Below are 16589 nucleotides of genomic sequence, written 5' to 3' on the forward strand. Positions count from 1 at the left end.
CGTGGGGCCCGTCAGCCGACGCCGAATGACCTGAGGGCCTCGATGAACGCCTTTGGATTGTCGGCGTGCACCAAGTGGCCGGCGTCGACGGAGGCGAACCGTCCTCCGGGTATCTGCTCTGCCATCCAGGCCAGTTGCCCCTGGTCGACATGGCTGCGGGACCCTCCGACGACGAGTGCCGGGGCGGTGATCTCGCCCAGGCACTCCCGTGCGGCCGGGTCAGGGGCGTTGAGCTGGGCGTCGATGGACGGTACGACCTGCCAGTCGAAGCCGAGCTCGCCCGGCGGCCGTTCGGGAGGCGCACGGGGCGGGTCGAGCGGGAGCAGGGGCGGGGCGTCCTCGACGACCAGGGCCCCGACCAGTTCCGGGTGCCGCTCGGCCAGCAGCAGGACCGCCGCTCCGCCCATCGAGTGCCCGATCACCGTGGCACCGGAGAGATTGCGGGCCTCCAGGAAGGCGTGCAGGTCGTCACGGAAGAATTCGAAGGAGTAGCGGCCCGGCCAGTCGCTGAGGCCGTGGCCCCGGAAGTCGAGTGCGTATACCCGGTGGCGTGCAGCGAGCTGTTCGGCGATGCCCGTCCAGTCCAGGCTGCTCCCGCCCCGCCCGTGGGCGAGGACGACGGCCGGGGCCGAGGGGTCGCCCCAGGTGCGGTACGCGAGCCGGATCCCGCCCGCCTGCACACTGCTGACGTCGGGCTCGAGGAAGGCCGTGACGGCGCGGACGAAGGCACCGGGGTCGTCCATCCACGGAAAGTGGCCGGCGCCCCGCTGGACGACGAACTCCGAGTGGGGGAAGAGCGCGGCGAGTTCCGCCGCGCGGTCGGGGCTGGGGCCTCCGTCGTACTCCCCCGCGAGGACGAGCACGGGCGCCGGCAGCTCGCGGAGTGCGGCGACCGCGGCGTCGGTCTCGAGGCCGCCCTCCGGGTAGTAGAGCGCCCCGGCCAGGGCGTTCCGCTGCGCGGGGGATTCGGCGGCATGGGCCTGGGCCGCGGCGTCCCAGCGCCCGTACATGAACGGCCGGATCCCCGCCCACGCCTCGGGCGTGGCGCGTCCGGCCTGGATCTCGTCCAGCGCGGCCCTGGCCTCGGCGTACCAGGGCTCGTGGGCGCGCAGCGCTGCGGCGTCGCGCCGGTCCTGGTCGGTGGCGGGAAGGCCCAGGGTGCTCGTCCCGGGCGTGATGAGCGTGAGGGAGCGCAGTCGCCGGGGGTACTTCGCGGCGTAGAGCGCTGCGAGTTCACCGGAGGCGGAGTGGCCCAGCACATCGGCCTGTTCGAGGCCGAGGTGCGCGCGGAGTGCCTCTACGTCCTCGACGAGACGGTCGATCCGGTAGGTCGAGGGATCGTCCGGGACGGCGGATTCCCCGGTGCCCCGCAGATCCAGCAGCACCAGCTGCCGCACCCGGGACAGGCCACCGAGGTCGCCGAGATAGCGGGCCGCCCGCATGGGTCCGCCCGGCAGGCAGATCAGCGGTTCACCCTCGCCCACCAGGTGGTAGGCGAGTCCGGTTCCGTCGTACGTGCTGAAGATCGGCATGGCAGTCATCCAAACAGTGCGGGCGTCCCGTTGCAGGTGCGTACGCCCAGAGCGAATCAGGTGACGGCGGCATCCGACAGGAGCCGTGCGGCCGCCCTCCGGGCCTGGTGTGCGGGCTCGGGCGTTCCGGAGACTGCCGCGGTGACGATCGCGCCTTCGGCGAGCAGCACGTAGGCGACGGCGGATTCCTCGGGCTCTCCCGCGGCCACGACCAGGCTGGTGACGTAGGCACGGAAGGCTTCCTTGTGGAGGCGCGCGATGCCGGCGACGGAGGCGTCCGTCGCACCGATCTCGCCGAAGCTGTTGGTGAAGGCGCAGCCGCGGAAGCCGGGCTCGGAGAACCACAGGTGCAGCCAGTCGAAGACCGCGAGGACCCGGTCCCGGGGCGGGCCCGGGCGGCTGTCCACGTATGCGGCCAGTTGTGCGCGCCACCGGGTGTCCCTGGCTTCGAGGCAGGCACGGACAAGCGCGGACTTGGAGGGGAAGAGCGCGTACAGGCGCTTGAGCGAGACGCCCGAGGCGGCGCGGATCTCGTCCATGGAGACCACTTGGATGCCGCGGGCGTAGAAGAGATCCTCGGCGGCTTCCAACGCCGCGGACCGAGCTTGTGCGGGATCCACCGTGATTCCCTCCGTCGCCGTATGTGCGTGCACGGGGTGCCCCGTGTGCGTGTCCGCCCTGTCGGCGGCCTTGCGGGAGAACGCACGTTCTCCTACAGTACGGCACCATGGGGAGAACGAACGTTCTCCCCATGTCCGGGAGAGTCGTATGAACGCACAGCCGCTCGTTCCGCCGTTCACGCAGGAGTCCGCGGCCGCAAAGGTCCGCCGCGCCGAGGACGCCTGGAACACCCGGGACCCGGAGAAGGTGGCGCTCGCCTATACACCGGACTCCCGCTGGCGCAATCGCGCCGAGTGGGTGACCGGACGGCAGGAGATCATCGGCTTTCTGACACGGAAGTGGGCCCGGGAGCTGGACTACCGCCTCGTCAAGGAACTGTGGGCGCATGACGGCAGCCGGATCGCCGTGCGTTTCGCCTACGAGTGGCACGACGACGGGGGCCGCTGGTACCGGTCCTTCGGCAACGAGAACTGGGAATTCGACAGTGACGGACTCATGCGGGTACGCCACGCGTCGATCAACGACGTCCCGATCGAGGAGTCCGGGCGCCGGTTCCGCTGGACGCCCGGACGGCGGCCGGACGATCACCCCGGGCTCACCGAGCTGGGCTTCTGACCAGGAGTTGTCCACAGGCGGCCCGCACCCCTTGCCAGAACCCCCCACCTCCTGAATTACTGCTCCCAGGAGGCGACCGAATGGTCGGTCGCCGGTGGGCGAGGGGATGATCCGTATGACCGCGCTGCTCGACGCCGGTGAGCGGCTCGGCCGCGACGAGCTCGAGTCCCTGCAGCTGGAGCGGCTCCGGGCCACGCTGCGGCACGCCTACGAGAACGTCGCCTTCTACCGCGCGGCGTTCGACAGAGCAGGGCTGCGCCCCGAGGACTGCCGCACGCTCGCCGATCTCTCCCGCTTCCCGTTCACCGTCAAGGCCGACCTCCGCGACAACTACCCGTTCGGGATGTTCGCCGTTCCCGAGGACCGGGTGCGGCGGATCCACGCGTCCAGCGGCACGACCGGCCGGCCCACGGTGGTCGGGTACACGGAGCGCGACCTGGACACGTGGGCGGACGTGGTCGCCCGGTCGATCAGGGCGGCGGGCGGGCGGCCGGGCCACAAAGCCCACGTGGCCTACGGATACGGCCTGTTCACCGGCGGTCTGGGAGCGCATTACGGGGCGGAGCGCCTCGGCTGCACCGTCATTCCGGCGTCCGGGGGCATGACGGCGCGTCAGGTGCAGCTGATCCAGGACTTCCGGCCGGAGATCATCATGATCACGCCCTCGTACATGCTGACCCTGCTGGACGAGTTCGAACGCCAGGGAGTCGATCCCAGGGCGACATCGCTGAAGGTGGGCATCTTCGGCGCCGAGCCGTGGACCGAGCAGATGCGCGGCGAGATCGAGGAGCGGTTCGCCATCGACGCCGTCGACATCTACGGGCTGTCGGAGGTGATGGGCCCCGGGGTGGCTCAGGAGTGCGTCGAGACCAAGGACGGGCTGCACATCTGGGAGGACCACTTCTATCCGGAGGTCGTCGACCCGTTCACCGGTGAGGTACTGCCGGACGGGGAGGAGGGCGAGCTGGTCTTCACCTCGCTCACCAAGGAGGCCATGCCGGTGATCCGCTACCGCACCCGTGACCTGACGCGGCTGCTGCCGGGGACGGCCCGTGTCTTCCGCCGGATGGAGAAGATCACCGGTCGCAGTGACGACATGGTGATCCTTCGCGGGGTGAATCTCTTTCCCACACAGATCGAGGAGATCGTGCTGCGGACTCCGGGAGTGGCTCCGCACTTCCAGCTGCGACTGACCCGGCAGGGGCGGATGGACGCGCTGACCGTACGGGCGGAGGCACGGGCCGGCGCCTCGACGGCCGAGCGCGAGGAGGCCGCCCGGTCCATCGCGGCGGCGGTGAAGGACGGGGTCGGCGTGAGCGTCGGGGTGGAGATCGTCGATCCGGAGACGCTGGAGCGGTCGGTCGGCAAGATGAAGCGGATCGTCGACCTGAGGGAGGCCCGCTGAGGGGCCGCTATGGATGGTTGTGGGCGGCCGCCGGTTGAGCGAGGTCGCCGGGGGCACGGTGCGGCCCGGGGTGTTCAGCGCGAGGCGGTCATGGAGGCGAAGACCACGACGTTGTCCTGGTAGCCCGTCTTCTTGTTGTAGGCGCCCCCGCAGGTGATCACCCGTAGTTCGGGCCGGTCGGAGGGGCCGTAGACCCTGTCGTCCGGGAAGTTCGTCTTGTTGTATACCGCGACGGCGTAGACGGTGAACACGGCCGTGCGCCGGTCTGCCCGGACGACCTCGATGGTGGCGCCCTTGCGCACGGATCCCAGCTTGTGGAAGACGCCGGGCCCGAGACGGGTGTCCACATGCCCGGCCGCGACGGCCGTGCCAACGGCGCCGGGCACCGTCCCGCCCGCGTACCAGCCGGCGAGTACGGGGTTGTTGTCGGGCGGAGGCTCCAGCGCTCCCGCCGTGTTCAGCGCGAGCTTCATCATGGGCGCGTCCACCTCGAGAACCGGGATCCGAAGCCGGAGCGGAGTCGCGGGCGGAAGCGGCTGTACGGAGGGGGACGGGGCGGAGGCGCCGCCGCCGGCCGCCGGGCTCGTGGAGGCCGGACGGGCGGGGGCTTGATCCGGCGGGCTCACCGGCATGGGGGCCAGTGGGCCCGGGCGGGCGACCGACGGAGCCGGAGGCGCCGGTGCCATGGCGGGGCGGCGCATGTAGGAGGGCGGCCGGGGCACGGGCCGTTCCGGGGCCAGGTAGGCGAGAGCCTGCGCGGGCCTCGTGGGGCGGGCGGTGGACGGGGCCGACGTGGCAAACGGCGCGGCGGCGGGAGCGGCTGTCCCGGCCGCCGGTGGCTGGGGCGGGCGGTCGTCGCCCATTCCGCTGATCACCAGGGCCGTACCCGCCACCAGGGCCCAGACGAGGTGCTTCACCGCTGGGAACGACGGCGGTGTCGTGCTGTTGGTACTCCCGGATTCCATCGCGTGCCTCTGCTTCGCAGCGGGTGGGTGGGGGGTACCGCGGGCCGGGAGCGTACGGCTTCCCGGCCCGCGGACGTGAGCCGTGCGGTCAGGGGCGCGCCGCGGCGGTCCGGCGGCGCATCCTGACCACTCCCCCGGCCGCCGCCGCGGCGAGCAGCACACTGCCGGCGGCGAGCTGCGCGTTCTGGTCGGTGGGCGCTCCGAAGCCGGCGTCGACCCCGCCGGTCGGTGCGCGGTCGGAGATCTGGTAGGTGTCCGTGATCCTGGTCCGGGGCGGGCACTTCACGGTGACGGTGTCGGTGCCCGGCCGGGTCCCCGCCGGGATGTCGAACACGCCGACCAGCACCCCCGCCCGGTCACCCTCGAAGAGGTGAAAGGCCCCTCCTGCCTCCGACGTGCCCTTGCCGTAGGTCTCCTTGCCGCAGGCTCTGGTGACGACGGTGACCTCTGAGCCTGGTGAGGCCTTCGCCGGGCTGATGCGAATGGTCTTTTCACCTGAGGGGTCGGCCGCCGCTCCGGCGGCCGGGGCCGCGAGTGCGAGAGAGCCGACGGCCAGACAGATACCCGCGCCGATGCGTGTGTTGCGCATGTGGATCCTCCAACGGGAGCAGGGTCCGGCCGGTCTGCGCGGCACCTCTGCTGTGTTCCGCTTCCGAGGCAACCGACAGCCCGTCACCCGCGCAACAGGAGGTCCTGCCGCACACGTCACCCGGCCAGGCTCCGGGGTCGGCGGACGGACGACCGTTTCCGCAGGTCACCGGATTCGGGAGGAGAGCTGAAAGGGGATCACACCCGGGACGGCGAACGGGCTAAGACGCACTCTCGGCCGATGGCTCCGCGGCTCCGCGGGAAGGGGCCGCTGCCGCCGGTCGGACCGCGGGCCCGCCCTGCCGACGGCTCACCATCTCGGTGATCCAGACGGGCGCGTACGGAGAGGTGCAGCCCGGAGAGGTCGGGTAGTCCTTGAGCACCTCCAGGCGCTCACCGATGTCCATCGCACGGGCTCGGTGATCGGCGTGTTCGATCCCGATCTGCGCCAGGCAGTGGTTCATCGCCCACTGCAGGCGGGGCGGGGCGCCTTGCATCCGTGCCTCGATGACGTCGAGCAGTCCCGCGAGGTCGAGCCCCTCGGGCTTCTTCGCCACACGTTCGGTGGTCAGCGCCCACCCGGCACTGGCGACCACCGGGTCCGGATCGGCGGACCAGGCCAGACGCAGCTCTTCGGCGTGCGGGTTCTTCTTCACCACGTAGTTCACGAGCCAGCCGTGCACCTTGGGTGTGCGCGCCTGGCGCAGCATGGCGTCCAGTTCGTCACGCCCGAACGCCTTCGGGCGGCAGATCAGGAGCGCCAGCAGCCTCGCCGCGGTGTCATCCGTCTCCCAGAGCCGGCATGCGAGTTCCTGCTGCGTCTTCAGCCGCTTCGCGAGCGCGCGCAGCTTGCCGAGGTTCACACCGTGATCGTCGCCGTGTCTCTCGTTCACCTCGCGTGTCTTCGAGTCCTCGAGCTCGGCGAGCTCGGCCATCACCTCGGCCACCGTCGTCCCGGCCACGCCACTCTCCTGTCCCTCACGTGAAGGTCTCAGCCTACGAAGGGAGCCGGTCCTCCCTCGTACCCGCCGGCGGCGGAGCCGCTGCGGCGTCCTTCTCCGAGAAACGGTCCCGCAGCTCCCTCTTCAGGATCTTGCCGCTGGCGTTGCGTGGGAGTTCGCCGACGAAGAGGACCCTCTTCGGTGCTTTGAAATGGGCGAGTGCCGAGCGGGTGTGCTCGATCAGTTCCGATTCCGAGGTTTCGCCCCGGAGCACCACGATCGCGGTGACGGCCTCGATCCAGCGCGCGTCGGGCAGCCCCACCACGGCGGCCTCGGCCACCGCGGGGTGCGTGTAGAGGGCATCTTCCACCTGCCGGGAGGCGACGAGCACACCTCCCGAGTTGATGACGTCCTTCACCCGGTCGACGACCGTGAAGTAGCCTTCCGGGTCGCGCACGGCGAGGTCACCGGAGTGGAACCATCCGTCGCGGAAGGCCTCTGCGCTCTCCTCCGGTTTGTTCCAGTAACCCTGGCACAGCTGAGGAGAGCGGTAGACCACCTCACCTGCCGTGCCGTCAGGCACCTCCTGGCCGTCCTCGTCGACCACCTTCGCCTCGACGAAGAGCACGGGTCGCCCGCAGGAGTCCATCCGCCCTTCGTGCTCGTCGGGTCCGAGGACGGTGGCGAGGGGGCCGATCTCGCTCTGCCCGAAGCAGTTGTAGAACGCCAGCTCCGGCAGTTGCTCGCGCAGGCGCTCCAGGACGGGCACGGGCATGACGGATGCGCCGTAGTACGCCTTGCGGAGCGCTCCGAGCTCGCGGGTGGCGAACTCCGGATGGTTGGCGAGTCCGATCCAGACGGTCGGCGGCGCGAAGAGGCTGTCAGCCTGACCAGCTTCGACCAAATCGAAGATCCGGCCGGCGTCCGGGGCGTCGAGGATGGTGTTCTCGGCGCCCACGGCGAGATATGGCAGCAGGAACACATGCATCTGCGCGGAGTGGTAGAGGGGCAGTGAGTGCACCGGCCGGTCCGTGGCGCGCAGGTCCAGGGCGGTGACGGCACTGACGTACTCGTGGACCAGTGCGCCGTGCGTCATCATCGCGCCCTTGGGCTGGGCGGTCGTGCCGGAGGTGTAGAGCAGTTGCACCAGGTCGTCGGCGCCGGGTTCGCGTGCGGGGGTGAAGGCGCGCGGGGTGTCCAGCTCGCCAAGGAGGGAGCCCGGCGCGTCGCGTAGCGGCCGTACGTCGTGGCCCGCCGGGACGCGCGGGGCCAGTCCGGGGTCGGTGAGGACGAGTGCGCTGCCGGACTGGCGGAGGATGTACGCCAGGTCCTCGCCGGTCAGGTTCTGGTTGACCGGCACATGGACCAGCCCGGCACGGGCGCAGGCCAGATAGGCGATCAGGTACACGTCCGAGTTGTGGGCGTAGGAGGCCACCCGGTCGCCGGGGCGGAGTCCGTGCGCGGTGGTCAGCACGGCAGCCGCTGTACTGACCGCCTCGTCCAGGGCCGCGTAGGTCCAGGACCGCTCGGCGTACCGCACCGCGGCGCGTTCCGGGGTGCGCCGTGCGCTGCGGGTCAGGACGCCGTCCACTGTGCTGCTGCGTACACCTGTCATGGCGCGATCCTGGGTGGCCGGCCGTCGAGGGTCAAGAGCCCGGAACGCCCGTGTCGGCGTGGACCGGCTCCATCTCCTGACGTTACGTCAGATTCTTTGTTCCGCGAGGGGGCCCTCGGGCGGCAGTGGTGACAGTAATCTCTGCTTCGGCAGGAAGTTTCATGACCGTACGAGATTTCGAAAGTTACTTTCGCGCGGGTGCTTTCGGCGTGAGGGGAAGGGGTTCCGGATGGCCGGAGACGTGTCGGGACGGGGAATGAGCCGCCGGAGGCTGGGCGGCGGGATACTGGCGCTGGGCGGGGCGTTCACTCTCGCCCCGATCCCCTTCGCGGGGGCGGCGGGAGCGGCGGCCGGTGCCGAGCGGGGCGCGGGGCCGCTGGGCGGCGGAGCATCGGAGACCGGGACGGGTATGGGATCAGGGAGGGGGCGGCCGACACTGCGCCGTGGGTCGGCCGCACGTGCGGGGCTGCTGCCGGACCAGCTCGACCTGCTCGTCGCCGATGCGGAGAAGTACCTCGCCGACTCCCCCGCGCACCCCTGGTACGCGGGTGCGGTCCTGCTCGCGGGCCGGGGCGGCACCGTGGCCCTTCACCGGCCGATCGGCCGCGCGGTGCGCTATGCGGCGTACGACGAGAAGACCGACACCGGGGTGGAGTTCCCGCCCGGCCAGCAGATCGCGATGGCCGAAGACACGGTCTTCGACCTGGCCTCGGTGTCCAAGCTGTTCACCTCGATCCTCGCCGTGCAGCAGATCGAGCGAGGCGCGCTGGAGCTCGAGGCGACCGTCGCGACCTACCTCCCCGATTTCGCCGGCGGCGGCAAGCAGGACATCACGGTCCGTCAGCTGCTGACGCACACCTCGGGCTTCCGGTCCTGGATCCCGCTCTACAAGGAGCCGACCCGTGAGGGGAAGCTGCGCCTGCTCTGGGACGAGGTGCCGGCGTCGGCTCCCGGTACGGCGTATCTCTACTCCGATCTCAATCTGATCTCGCTGCAGCTGATCCTGGAGAAGATCACCGGATGCACTCAGGACGCCCTGCTCCGCGACGAGATCACCGCTCCGCTCGGGATGCACCGCACCCGCTACAACCCGCCCGCCTCCTGGAAGCCGAAGATCGCGGCCACCGAGGACGCCCGGCTGCCCTGGTCGGGGCTGGAGCGCGGGCTGGTCTGGGGCGAGGTCCATGACGAGAACGCGTACAGCCTGGGCGGGGTCGCCGGCCACGCGGGTGTCTTCTCGTGCGCCTGGGATCTGGCCGTGCTGGCCCGCACGCTGCTCAACGGCGGAAGCTACGGCACCTCCCGGATCCTGTCCGAGGAGTCCGTGGAGCTGCTGTTCACCGACTTCAACACCGCGTTTCCCGGCGATGAGCACGGCCTGGGCTTCGAGCTCTACCAGCACTGGTACATGGGCGCGATGGCCACCCCGCGCACGGCGGGCCACACCGGATTCACCGGCACGAGTCTGGTCCTCGATCCGACGACGGACTCGTTCCTGATCGTTCTGGGCAACTCCGTCCATCCGGTGCGCACATGGCGCTCCGGCAGTGCTCCGCGGGTGGCGGCGGCCAACCGGATGGCGCGGGCGGTGCCCGTCCGTCCGGCCCGGGGCCGTACCGCCTGGTTCTCCGGTATGGCGAGCGCCGCCACCGCGACGCTCACACTGCCCGCGGTGCGCCCCGTATCCTCCCGCCCGGCGCTGAGCTGCGCGTTGTGGTGGGACACCGAGCCGGCTTCGGACGTGCTCCGCCTTGAGGCGTCGTCGGACTCCGGGACCACATGGCGGCCCGTCCCGTTCACCACCGTACCGACGCACGATGACCGGCCCGGGGAGTCGCTGTCCCACCCGGACGGATCGGCCTCCGGCTGGTCGGGACGCGTCTGGCACCGGCTGGAGGCGGACCTCGAAGCATGGCGGGGCACCGAGGTCCGGCTGCGCTGGCGCTACGTCACCGACCAGTTGTACGTCGGGCGCGGTGTCTACGTGGACGACGTCCGGGTGGAGGACAGCGGCCGCACGCTCTTCGACGGGAACAGACCTCGCGACGCCGGACGCATCGAGGCCGAGGGATGGGCCGTTTCCTCCGACTGAGCCGGCCCGCCTGGTTGGATGACCGGCATGAAGGGAACCCAGTCCACAGACACCCCGTGGGGCGTGTCGGTGTTCGGAGCGGCGAGCGTCGACGCCGCACCCGGCCTGGCACGCCTCCACGTCACGCCGGAGGCCGCCGTGTCGACCTCGAGGCTGAACCTGTCGTCGCAGTGGAGCACGGCAGTGAGCGCACGTTCCTCGGTTACGAGTGCACGGCCTCCTTCGTGATCGAGCTGCGCGAGCTGGATCTCCGGGAGACCGTACTCATCGACGTCGTCGACGCCGGGACCAACGAGGTCAAGGGTGTCGAGTTCGACATACCCGCGAAGAGGGAACTGCGCGCCCGTGCGCGCACGGCGGCCGTGGCCGCGGCGCAGGAGAAGGCGGCTCTGTACGCGGAGGCGGCCGGAGCGCAGCTCGGGCCCGTCATCCACATCAAGGACGTGGACGCGGAACAGGTGCAGAGCTACCGCAGCCACAACAGCCACCGGAGCGGCGGCGGCGAAGGCGATCTGTCACCCGGCAAGGTGACCGTCTCGGCTGGGGTCGTCCTCGGCCTCTCACTCATCGGCGGCTGAGGACACCCGCGCCGGGAAATCCGCACCGGCGCGAGACCAAGCGCGGGCCTCCCCCGGGGGCCCGCGCTTCCTCATTTCCCGCCGGATCCGGAGCATCTTCCCCGCCATGGGAGCGGTTCGAAAGTTTCGCCATGATGTCTGAACGTATTTCGTCATGCCCGAGCTCGATTGCCGGAGTCTTCGCGAATCCGACCCCGAACAGCCTCTCTGATTCCCCGTACATGCAGGCAGAATGGCCAACTGCCCTCAAATGAGCGGGAGTTCACTCGGAAATATTTCGGAAATGCAGCGTTGACGCGACTTCTCACGGGGCGCATACTCTCCCTCGCTCCCCTTGTTCCGCAGCTCGTCCTTCCGTCGACGGACGCCCCACCGGCGTGTACGCCGATGGCTCGACAGCACATCGAACGGTCCGAATCCCCCTGTCCGGGCGTCCAGTTCGACCCGCCCGGCAACCGGAAGAAGAGGCTGGAAACGTGATGGCCCAGATTCCCCCAGGCGGCGCCCCCGCCCGCTCGCACCTGCCGGCCCGTGCCAGACGGGCACTGTCCCTCGTCACGGCGGGCGTCCTCGCCGCAGCCGGTGTCGTCGCGCTCGCCGGCAACGCCCATGCCGTCGGAGCTCTCGGCGACGCCGCGGCGGCGAAGGGCCGCTACTTCGGCACGGCGGTGGCGGCCAACCACCTCGGCGAGGCGGCGTACGCGTCGACGCTCGACGCCCAGTTCGACTCGGTGACGCCCGAGAACGAGATGAAGTGGGACGCCGTAGAGAGCTCCCGCAACTCGTTCAACTTCTCGGCGGCCGACCAGATCGTCAGTCATGCGCAGAGCAAGGGGATGAAGGTCAGGGGCCACACCCTCGTGTGGCATTCGCAGCTGCCGGGCTGGGTGAGCGGCCTGGGCGCCACGGATCTCCGCTCCGCCATGAACAACCACATCACCCAGGTGATGACCCACTACAAGGGCAAGATCCACTCGTGGGACGTGGTGAACGAGGCCTACCAGGACGGCAACAGCGGGGCCCGGCGCAGTTCGCCGTTCCAGGACAAGCTCGGCAACGGCTTCATAGAGGAGGCGTTCCGCACCGCTCGTACGGTCGATGCCGGCGCCAAGCTCTGCTACAACGACTACAACACCGACGGTCAGAACGCGAAGAGCAACGCGGTCTACGACATGGTGAAGGACTTCAAGCAGCGCGGTGTCCCGATCGACTGCGTGGGCTTCCAGTCGCACTTCAACAGCAACTCGCCCGTCCCCTCCGACTTCCAGGCCAACCTGCAGCGCTTCGCCGACCTCGGTGTCGACGTGCAGATCACCGAGCTGGACATCGAGGGCTCCGGATCGGCTCAGGCCGCGAACTACACCAGGGTGGTGAACGCCTGCCTGGCCGTCACGCGGTGCACGGGCATGACCGTCTGGGGGGTCACGGACAAGTACTCGTGGCGCAGCAGCGGCACCCCGCTGCTCTTCGACGGTGACTACAACAAGAAGCCGGCCTACGACGCGGTGCTCGCCGCGCTCGGCGGCTCCGGCGGAGGCGGGAACGACGGCGGTGAGGACGGCGGCGGCACCGGCGCCTGCACGGCGACGTACACCCAGACCTCGACGTGGAACGGGGGCTACAACGGCCAGGTGACCGTCAAGGCCGGCGGGTCGGGCATCAGTGCCTGGACGGTTCCGGTGACCGTGCCCTCGCCCCAGAAGGTCTCCGCCGTCTGGAACGGCACGGCCACCACGTCGGGCGACGTGATGACGGTCAAGCCCGCCTGGAACGGGACGCTGGCGGCAGGCGCCTCGACGAGCTTCGGGTTCACCGTCACGACGAACGGCAACACCTCGGCACCGGTCGTGGGAGCCTGCACCGCTTCCTGACCACCCCGCACCACCTCCTCGTCACCAGGAGGGACCCCGGCCGGAACCGGGCGCGGCGGGGCCGCACCCCCTCCGTCCCCTCCGTCCCCTCCGGCCGGACGGGACGGGGCGTGACGAGCCCGCACTCGCTGCCCCGTCCTCCCACGACGCCCCGCCCCGCCCTGTCGGCCGACGGGGCGGGGCGGGGCGTCGTCCGTCCGGTCACCCTGGGCCCGCGCGGCCGGCTCCCGTGGCGGTGAGTGCCGGCGAGGTGGTGGACGGGGAAGGGACGGTGGAAGCCGACGGGTCGGCGGATCCGGCCGGAATCCCGGCCCCGCCCGGTACCGGTGCCGGTGCCGGTGCCGTCGCTTCGCGCACCACCAGCCGGGGCAGCGGCCGGCCTGCACGGCGCGACCCTGAACCTCACCCTGAAGAGGAGCTAGACCCTTGCTGTTCGACATGCCCCTGGAGAGGCTGCGGGAGTACCGGCCGGAGCCCGAGGAGCCCGCCGACTTCGACACGTTCTGGGAGAAGACGCTCGGCGAGAGCGCACGTCACGGCCTGGACGCCGAGTTCGTCCCGTACGACGCCGGGTTCGCCACCGTGGACGTGTACGACGTGACGTTCACCGGCTGGGGCGGGCAGCCGGTGAAGGCCTGGCTGATGCTGCCGCGCGTCCGCTCGGGTCCGCTGCCGGCCGTGGTGCAGTACATCGGGTAGAACGGCGGCCGGGGCATCCCGTACTCCTGGCTGACCTGGAGCGCTCTCGGCTACGCCCATCTGGTGATGGACAACCGGGGCCAGGGCGGCGGCGGAAAGAACACCGCGGACACCCCGGACCTCGGCCCGGACGGACACGGCTCCTCCTCCCCCGGCTTCCTCACCCGTGGCATCGAGGACCCGTCCCGGCACTACTACCGGCGCCTCATCACCGACGCCGTGCGCGCGGTCGACGCGGTGAGGGCCCACGAGGCCGTGGACCCCTCGCGGGTCGCGGTGCTCGGCGGCAGCCAGGGAGGCGGACTCGCGCTCGCCGTCGCAGGGCTGCGTGACGACGTGACGGCGGCCGTGGCGGATGTGCCGTTCCTCTGCCACTTCCGGCGCGGCTCGCAGATCACGGACTCGGGTCCGTACGCGGAGATCGCGCGCTGGCTGTCCGGGCACCGCTTCCGGATCGAGGAGGCGATGCAGACCCTCTCCTACTTCGACGGGGTCAACTTCGCGGCGAGGGCCACGGCCCCGGCGTGGTTCTCGGTGGGCCTGATGGACCGGATCTGTCCGTCGTCGACGGTGTTCGCGGCGTACCACGCCTACGCGGGCCCCGCCGAGCTGGAGGTGTTCCCGTACAACGGTCACGAGGGCGGCGCCGAGTACGACCTGCCGCGCAAGCTCGGGGCGCTGCGCGGGGTGTTCGGTCAGTAGGGGCTCCGGTCACCGGCCCAGCGCCGCCATGGCGGCGTTGTGGCCGGGCACCCCGCTGACCCCGCCGCCGCGCACGGCGCCCGCCCCGCACAGCAGGACGTTGGCGTGGGCGGTCTCCACGCCCCAGCGGCCCGTCTCCCCGGTGACGTAGGGGAAGGAGAGGTCCCGGTGGAAGATGTGGCCGCCGGGAAGCCTCAGGTCGCGCTCCAGGTCGAGGGGTGTCTTCGCCTCGATGCACGGCCGGCCGTCTGCGTCGAGGGCCAGACACTCGGTGACAGGCTCCTCGAGATGGGCGTCGAGTTCGGCCAGGGTGGCCCCGAGCAGGGCTTCCCGCGTCGCCCTGTTGTCCGCCGCGAACAGCCGGGCGGGGGTGTGCAGGCCGAACAGGGTGAGGGTCTGGTAGCCGCGTGCCGCGAGGTCGGGGCCGAGGATCGAGGGGTCGGTCAGCGAGTGGCAGTAGATCTCGGAGGGCGGGGCGCCGGGCGGACGTCCGGCCGCCGCCTCACGATAGGCGGTGGCCAGTTGCTCGTACCCCTCGGCGATGTGGAAGGTTCCGGCGAACGCCCGGTGCGGGTCGACCGAGTGGTCACGCAGCCTCGGCAGCCGGGTGAGCAGCATGTTCACCTTCAGCTGGGCGCCCTCGGCCGGGGCCGGCGGCACCTCTCCGAGGAGCTCGGCCAGCGCCTGCGGCGACGCGTTGACCAGGACCCGGCGCGCGCCGACGACATGTTCCCCGTCGGGCGAGCGGACGGTGACCTCGGCGCGGGTGCCGTCGGTCTCGATACGGGTCGCCTCGTGCAGCACGCGGATCTCGGCTCCCGCCGCGCGGGCCGCACCGGCCAGGGCGTCGGTGAGCGCGCCCATGCCGCCGACCGGGACGTCCCAGTCCCCCGTGGAATTGCCGATCACGTGGTAGAGGAAGCAGCGGTTCTGGACCAGGGACGGGTCGTGGGCATCGGCGAAGGTCCCGATCAGCGCGTCGGTGAGCACGACTCCGCGGACGAGGTCGTCGGCGAAGTTCTCCTCGACGGCGACGCCGATGGGCTCCTCGAACAGCATGCGCCAGGCATCCGAGTCGTCCACACGTGCCCTCAGGTCCTCGCGGGCCGGCAGGGGTTCGGTGAGCGTGGGGAACACCCGCTCGGCGACGCGGCCCGTCATCCCGTAGAAGCGCTGCCAGGCCTCGTACTCCCGGCCGTCGCCGGTGAGCGCGGCGAAGGACTCCCGGGTGCGGTCACCGCCGACGAGCAGTCCGGTGGGCCGGCCGCCGCGCACCGTCGGGGTGTACGAGGAGACGGTCCGCTTCCGTACGGCGAAGTCGAGGCCGAGCTCGCGGACGATCTTCTGCGGGAGGAGCGAGACGAGGTAGGAGTAGCGGGAGAGCCGGGCGTCGATCCCTTCGAAGGGGCGGGTCGACACGGCCGCTCCCCCGGTGCCGCCGAGACGCTCGAGGACGAGTACGGACTGCCCGGCGCGGGCGAGGTAGGCGGCGGCGACCAGGCCGTTGTGGCCGCCGCCGACGATCACCGCGTCGTAGGAGGGGTGCGCGGGGGTGCCGGGTGAGGACGTCTCGTCTGCGGGCATGCCCCTTCGTAACACGGGATGATCGCCTCTGGACAGGGGTCACGGGTCGGGGCGTGGACGGCGAAAACCCGTGGGGCCCCGGCGAGCTCTGTGGCAGGGTGCTGCCCGGACCCCCGTCTTCCCGCGCCCGGCACAGGAGAAATCGTGAACGCACCCGCCCGTCTGATCCCGTTGCTGGAGCAGTTCGACTGGGCGCGCGAACGGCTCACCCGACGGCTCTCGGGTCCGTTGGTGGACAGCGGCAACGGCACGGACGTGGAGGTCCCCGCGCTGACCGACGAGGAGTACCGGTGGGAGCCGGTGCCGGACTGCTGGTCGGTCCGCCTCCGGAGCGCGGGTCCCGGGCGGGGCGCGACCGTCCTGACCGGTGCGGGTGAGTGGGGACGCGACACGGCGCCCTTCCCGCATCCGTCACCACCGCCCTTCACCACCCTCGCTTGGCGGCTGAGCCACCTCAGCGAGCTGCTGGCGCTGCGCGCCGATCACACGGCGGGGAGCCACAGCCTCACCCGGGAGGACTACCGCGTGGTGGGGGACGCGGCGGGGGCCCTCGATGACTTCGGCGCGTCGGCGGACGCGTGGCGTGCGGCCCTGCTCGGCGCCGACGACGCGGCCCTCGACTCGGTCGGGTACAGCACCTATCCGTACGGCAGCGACCCGGAGGACCCCTTCCTGGACACCGTGTGGTGGGTCAACCAGGAGCTGCTGCACCACGGAGCGGAGATCGCACTGCTGCGGGACCTCTACCGCGTACGGAGCGGCCTGGCCTGACGGCCCGTCG

13 protein-coding genes and 1 pseudogene are annotated in these 16589 nt (G+C 71.0%); 7 read left to right on the plus strand and 7 right to left on the minus strand.

The genetic code is table 11. From position 1 onward, the window contains the following. Positions 1-11: 11 nt before the first annotated feature. Together ACIBCU_RS29600 and ACIBCU_RS29605 are read right to left on the minus strand one after the other, a co-directional pair. Complete coding sequence (locus ACIBCU_RS29600) at positions 12-1532, minus strand: alpha/beta fold hydrolase (RefSeq protein WP_399235164.1); 1521 nt, start codon at positions 1530-1532, stop codon at positions 12-14. A 56-nt stretch (positions 1533-1588) separates the two neighbouring features. Then, positions 1589-2152 (minus strand): TetR/AcrR family transcriptional regulator, encoded by a 564-nt coding sequence (locus tag ACIBCU_RS29605; protein WP_362930979.1) that lies wholly within the window; start codon positions 2150-2152, stop codon positions 1589-1591. Positions 2153-2300: 148 nt separating this feature from the next. Here ACIBCU_RS29605 and ACIBCU_RS29610 point away from each other — a divergent pair, with 148 nt between their 5' ends. Next, positions 2301-2768, plus strand: coding sequence for a DUF1348 family protein (locus tag ACIBCU_RS29610; RefSeq protein ID WP_399235167.1), 468 nt, complete (start codon positions 2301-2303; stop codon positions 2766-2768). Between the two features lie 115 nt (positions 2769-2883). Continuing rightward, entirely contained in the window at positions 2884-4173 is a 1290-nt protein-coding gene (gene paaK / locus ACIBCU_RS29615) for a phenylacetate--CoA ligase PaaK (protein ID WP_399235170.1), read from the plus strand. Between the two features lie 74 nt (positions 4174-4247). Here paaK and ACIBCU_RS29620 read toward each other — a convergent pair whose 3' ends face one another. The 4 genes from ACIBCU_RS29620 to ACIBCU_RS29635 all read right to left on the minus strand — a co-directional run bounded on the left by ACIBCU_RS29620 (position 4248) and on the right by ACIBCU_RS29635 (position 8282). Further along, positions 4248-5138 carry a class F sortase gene (locus tag ACIBCU_RS29620; protein WP_399235172.1) on the minus strand — a complete coding sequence of 297 codons (891 nt, stop codon included), beginning with the start codon at positions 5136-5138 and terminating at the stop codon, positions 4248-4250. Positions 5139-5226: 88 nt separating this feature from the next. Beyond that, on the minus strand, positions 5227-5727 hold the full coding sequence (locus ACIBCU_RS29625; RefSeq protein ID WP_362930987.1) for a sortase: 501 nt from the start codon (positions 5725-5727) through the stop codon (positions 5227-5229). Positions 5728-5947: 220 nt separating this feature from the next. Beyond that, positions 5948-6661: a DNA alkylation repair protein gene (locus ACIBCU_RS29630; protein WP_399235419.1), complete on the minus strand. Its 714-nt coding sequence runs from the start codon at positions 6659-6661 to the stop codon at positions 5948-5950. Positions 6662-6722: 61 nt separating this feature from the next. Next, complete coding sequence (locus ACIBCU_RS29635; RefSeq protein WP_399235174.1) at positions 6723-8282, minus strand: acyl-CoA synthetase; 1560 nt, start codon at positions 8280-8282, stop codon at positions 6723-6725. 229 nt (positions 8283-8511) lie between these two features. Here ACIBCU_RS29635 and ACIBCU_RS29640 point away from each other — a divergent pair, with 229 nt between their 5' ends. The 4 genes and pseudogenes from ACIBCU_RS29640 to ACIBCU_RS29655 all read left to right on the plus strand — a co-directional run bounded on the left by ACIBCU_RS29640 (position 8512) and on the right by ACIBCU_RS29655 (position 14224). Then, positions 8512-10374 (plus strand): serine hydrolase, encoded by a 1863-nt coding sequence (locus ACIBCU_RS29640; protein ID WP_362930993.1) that lies wholly within the window; start codon positions 8512-8514, stop codon positions 10372-10374. Positions 10375-10544: 170 nt separating this feature from the next. Beyond that, positions 10545-10952, plus strand: coding sequence for an SIMPL domain-containing protein (locus tag ACIBCU_RS29645; protein ID WP_399235177.1), 408 nt, complete (start codon positions 10545-10547; stop codon positions 10950-10952). 479 nt (positions 10953-11431) lie between these two features. Beyond that, positions 11432-12823, plus strand: a complete 1392-nt coding sequence (locus ACIBCU_RS29650) for an endo-1,4-beta-xylanase (protein ID WP_399235179.1) — start codon at positions 11432-11434, stop codon at positions 12821-12823. A 438-nt stretch (positions 12824-13261) separates the two neighbouring features. After that, positions 13262-14224: pseudogene (locus ACIBCU_RS29655) on the plus strand (acetylxylan esterase). Between the two features lie 9 nt (positions 14225-14233). On the opposite strand, the gene ACIBCU_RS29660 reads toward ACIBCU_RS29655, so the two are convergent. Continuing rightward, positions 14234-15808 carry a phytoene desaturase family protein gene (locus ACIBCU_RS29660; protein WP_399235181.1) on the minus strand — a complete coding sequence of 525 codons (1575 nt, stop codon included), beginning with the start codon at positions 15806-15808 and terminating at the stop codon, positions 14234-14236. Positions 15809-15952: 144 nt separating this feature from the next. On the opposite strand from ACIBCU_RS29660, the gene ACIBCU_RS29665 reads away from it, so the two are divergent. Beyond that, positions 15953-16579, plus strand: coding sequence for a DinB family protein (locus ACIBCU_RS29665; RefSeq protein WP_399235183.1), 627 nt, complete (start codon positions 15953-15955; stop codon positions 16577-16579). The last annotated feature ends 10 nt before the right edge of the window (positions 16580-16589 follow it).

Source organism: Streptomyces sp. NPDC051064 (assembly GCF_044455985.1).
Lineage (GTDB): Bacteria > Actinomycetota > Actinomycetes > Streptomycetales > Streptomycetaceae > Streptomyces.

Excerpts from the sequence above, each read along its gene's own strand:
- ACIBCU_RS29610 (WP_399235167.1), top strand. The coding sequence starts at position 2,301 with ATGAACGCACAGCCGCTCGTTCCGCCGTTCACGCAGGAGTCCGCGGCC.
- ACIBCU_RS29620 (WP_399235172.1), bottom strand. The coding sequence starts at position 5,138 with ATGGAATCCGGGAGTACCAACAGCACGACACCGCCGTCGTTCCCAGCG.
- ACIBCU_RS29630 (WP_399235419.1), bottom strand. The coding sequence starts at position 6,661 with ATGGCCGAGCTCGCCGAGCTCGAGGACTCGAAGACACGCGAGGTGAAC.
- ACIBCU_RS29640 (WP_362930993.1), top strand. The coding sequence starts at position 8,512 with ATGGCCGGAGACGTGTCGGGACGGGGAATGAGCCGCCGGAGGCTGGGC.
- ACIBCU_RS29660 (WP_399235181.1), bottom strand. The coding sequence starts at position 15,808 with ATGCCCGCAGACGAGACGTCCTCACCCGGCACCCCCGCGCACCCCTCC.
- ACIBCU_RS29625 (WP_362930987.1), bottom strand. The coding sequence starts at position 5,727 with ATGCGCAACACACGCATCGGCGCGGGTATCTGTCTGGCCGTCGGCTCT.
- ACIBCU_RS29650 (WP_399235179.1), top strand. The coding sequence starts at position 11,432 with ATGGCCCAGATTCCCCCAGGCGGCGCCCCCGCCCGCTCGCACCTGCCG.
- ACIBCU_RS29600 (WP_399235164.1), bottom strand. The coding sequence starts at position 1,532 with ATGCCGATCTTCAGCACGTACGACGGAACCGGACTCGCCTACCACCTG.
- paaK (WP_399235170.1), top strand. The coding sequence starts at position 2,884 with ATGACCGCGCTGCTCGACGCCGGTGAGCGGCTCGGCCGCGACGAGCTC.
- ACIBCU_RS29635 (WP_399235174.1), bottom strand. The coding sequence starts at position 8,282 with ATGACAGGTGTACGCAGCAGCACAGTGGACGGCGTCCTGACCCGCAGC.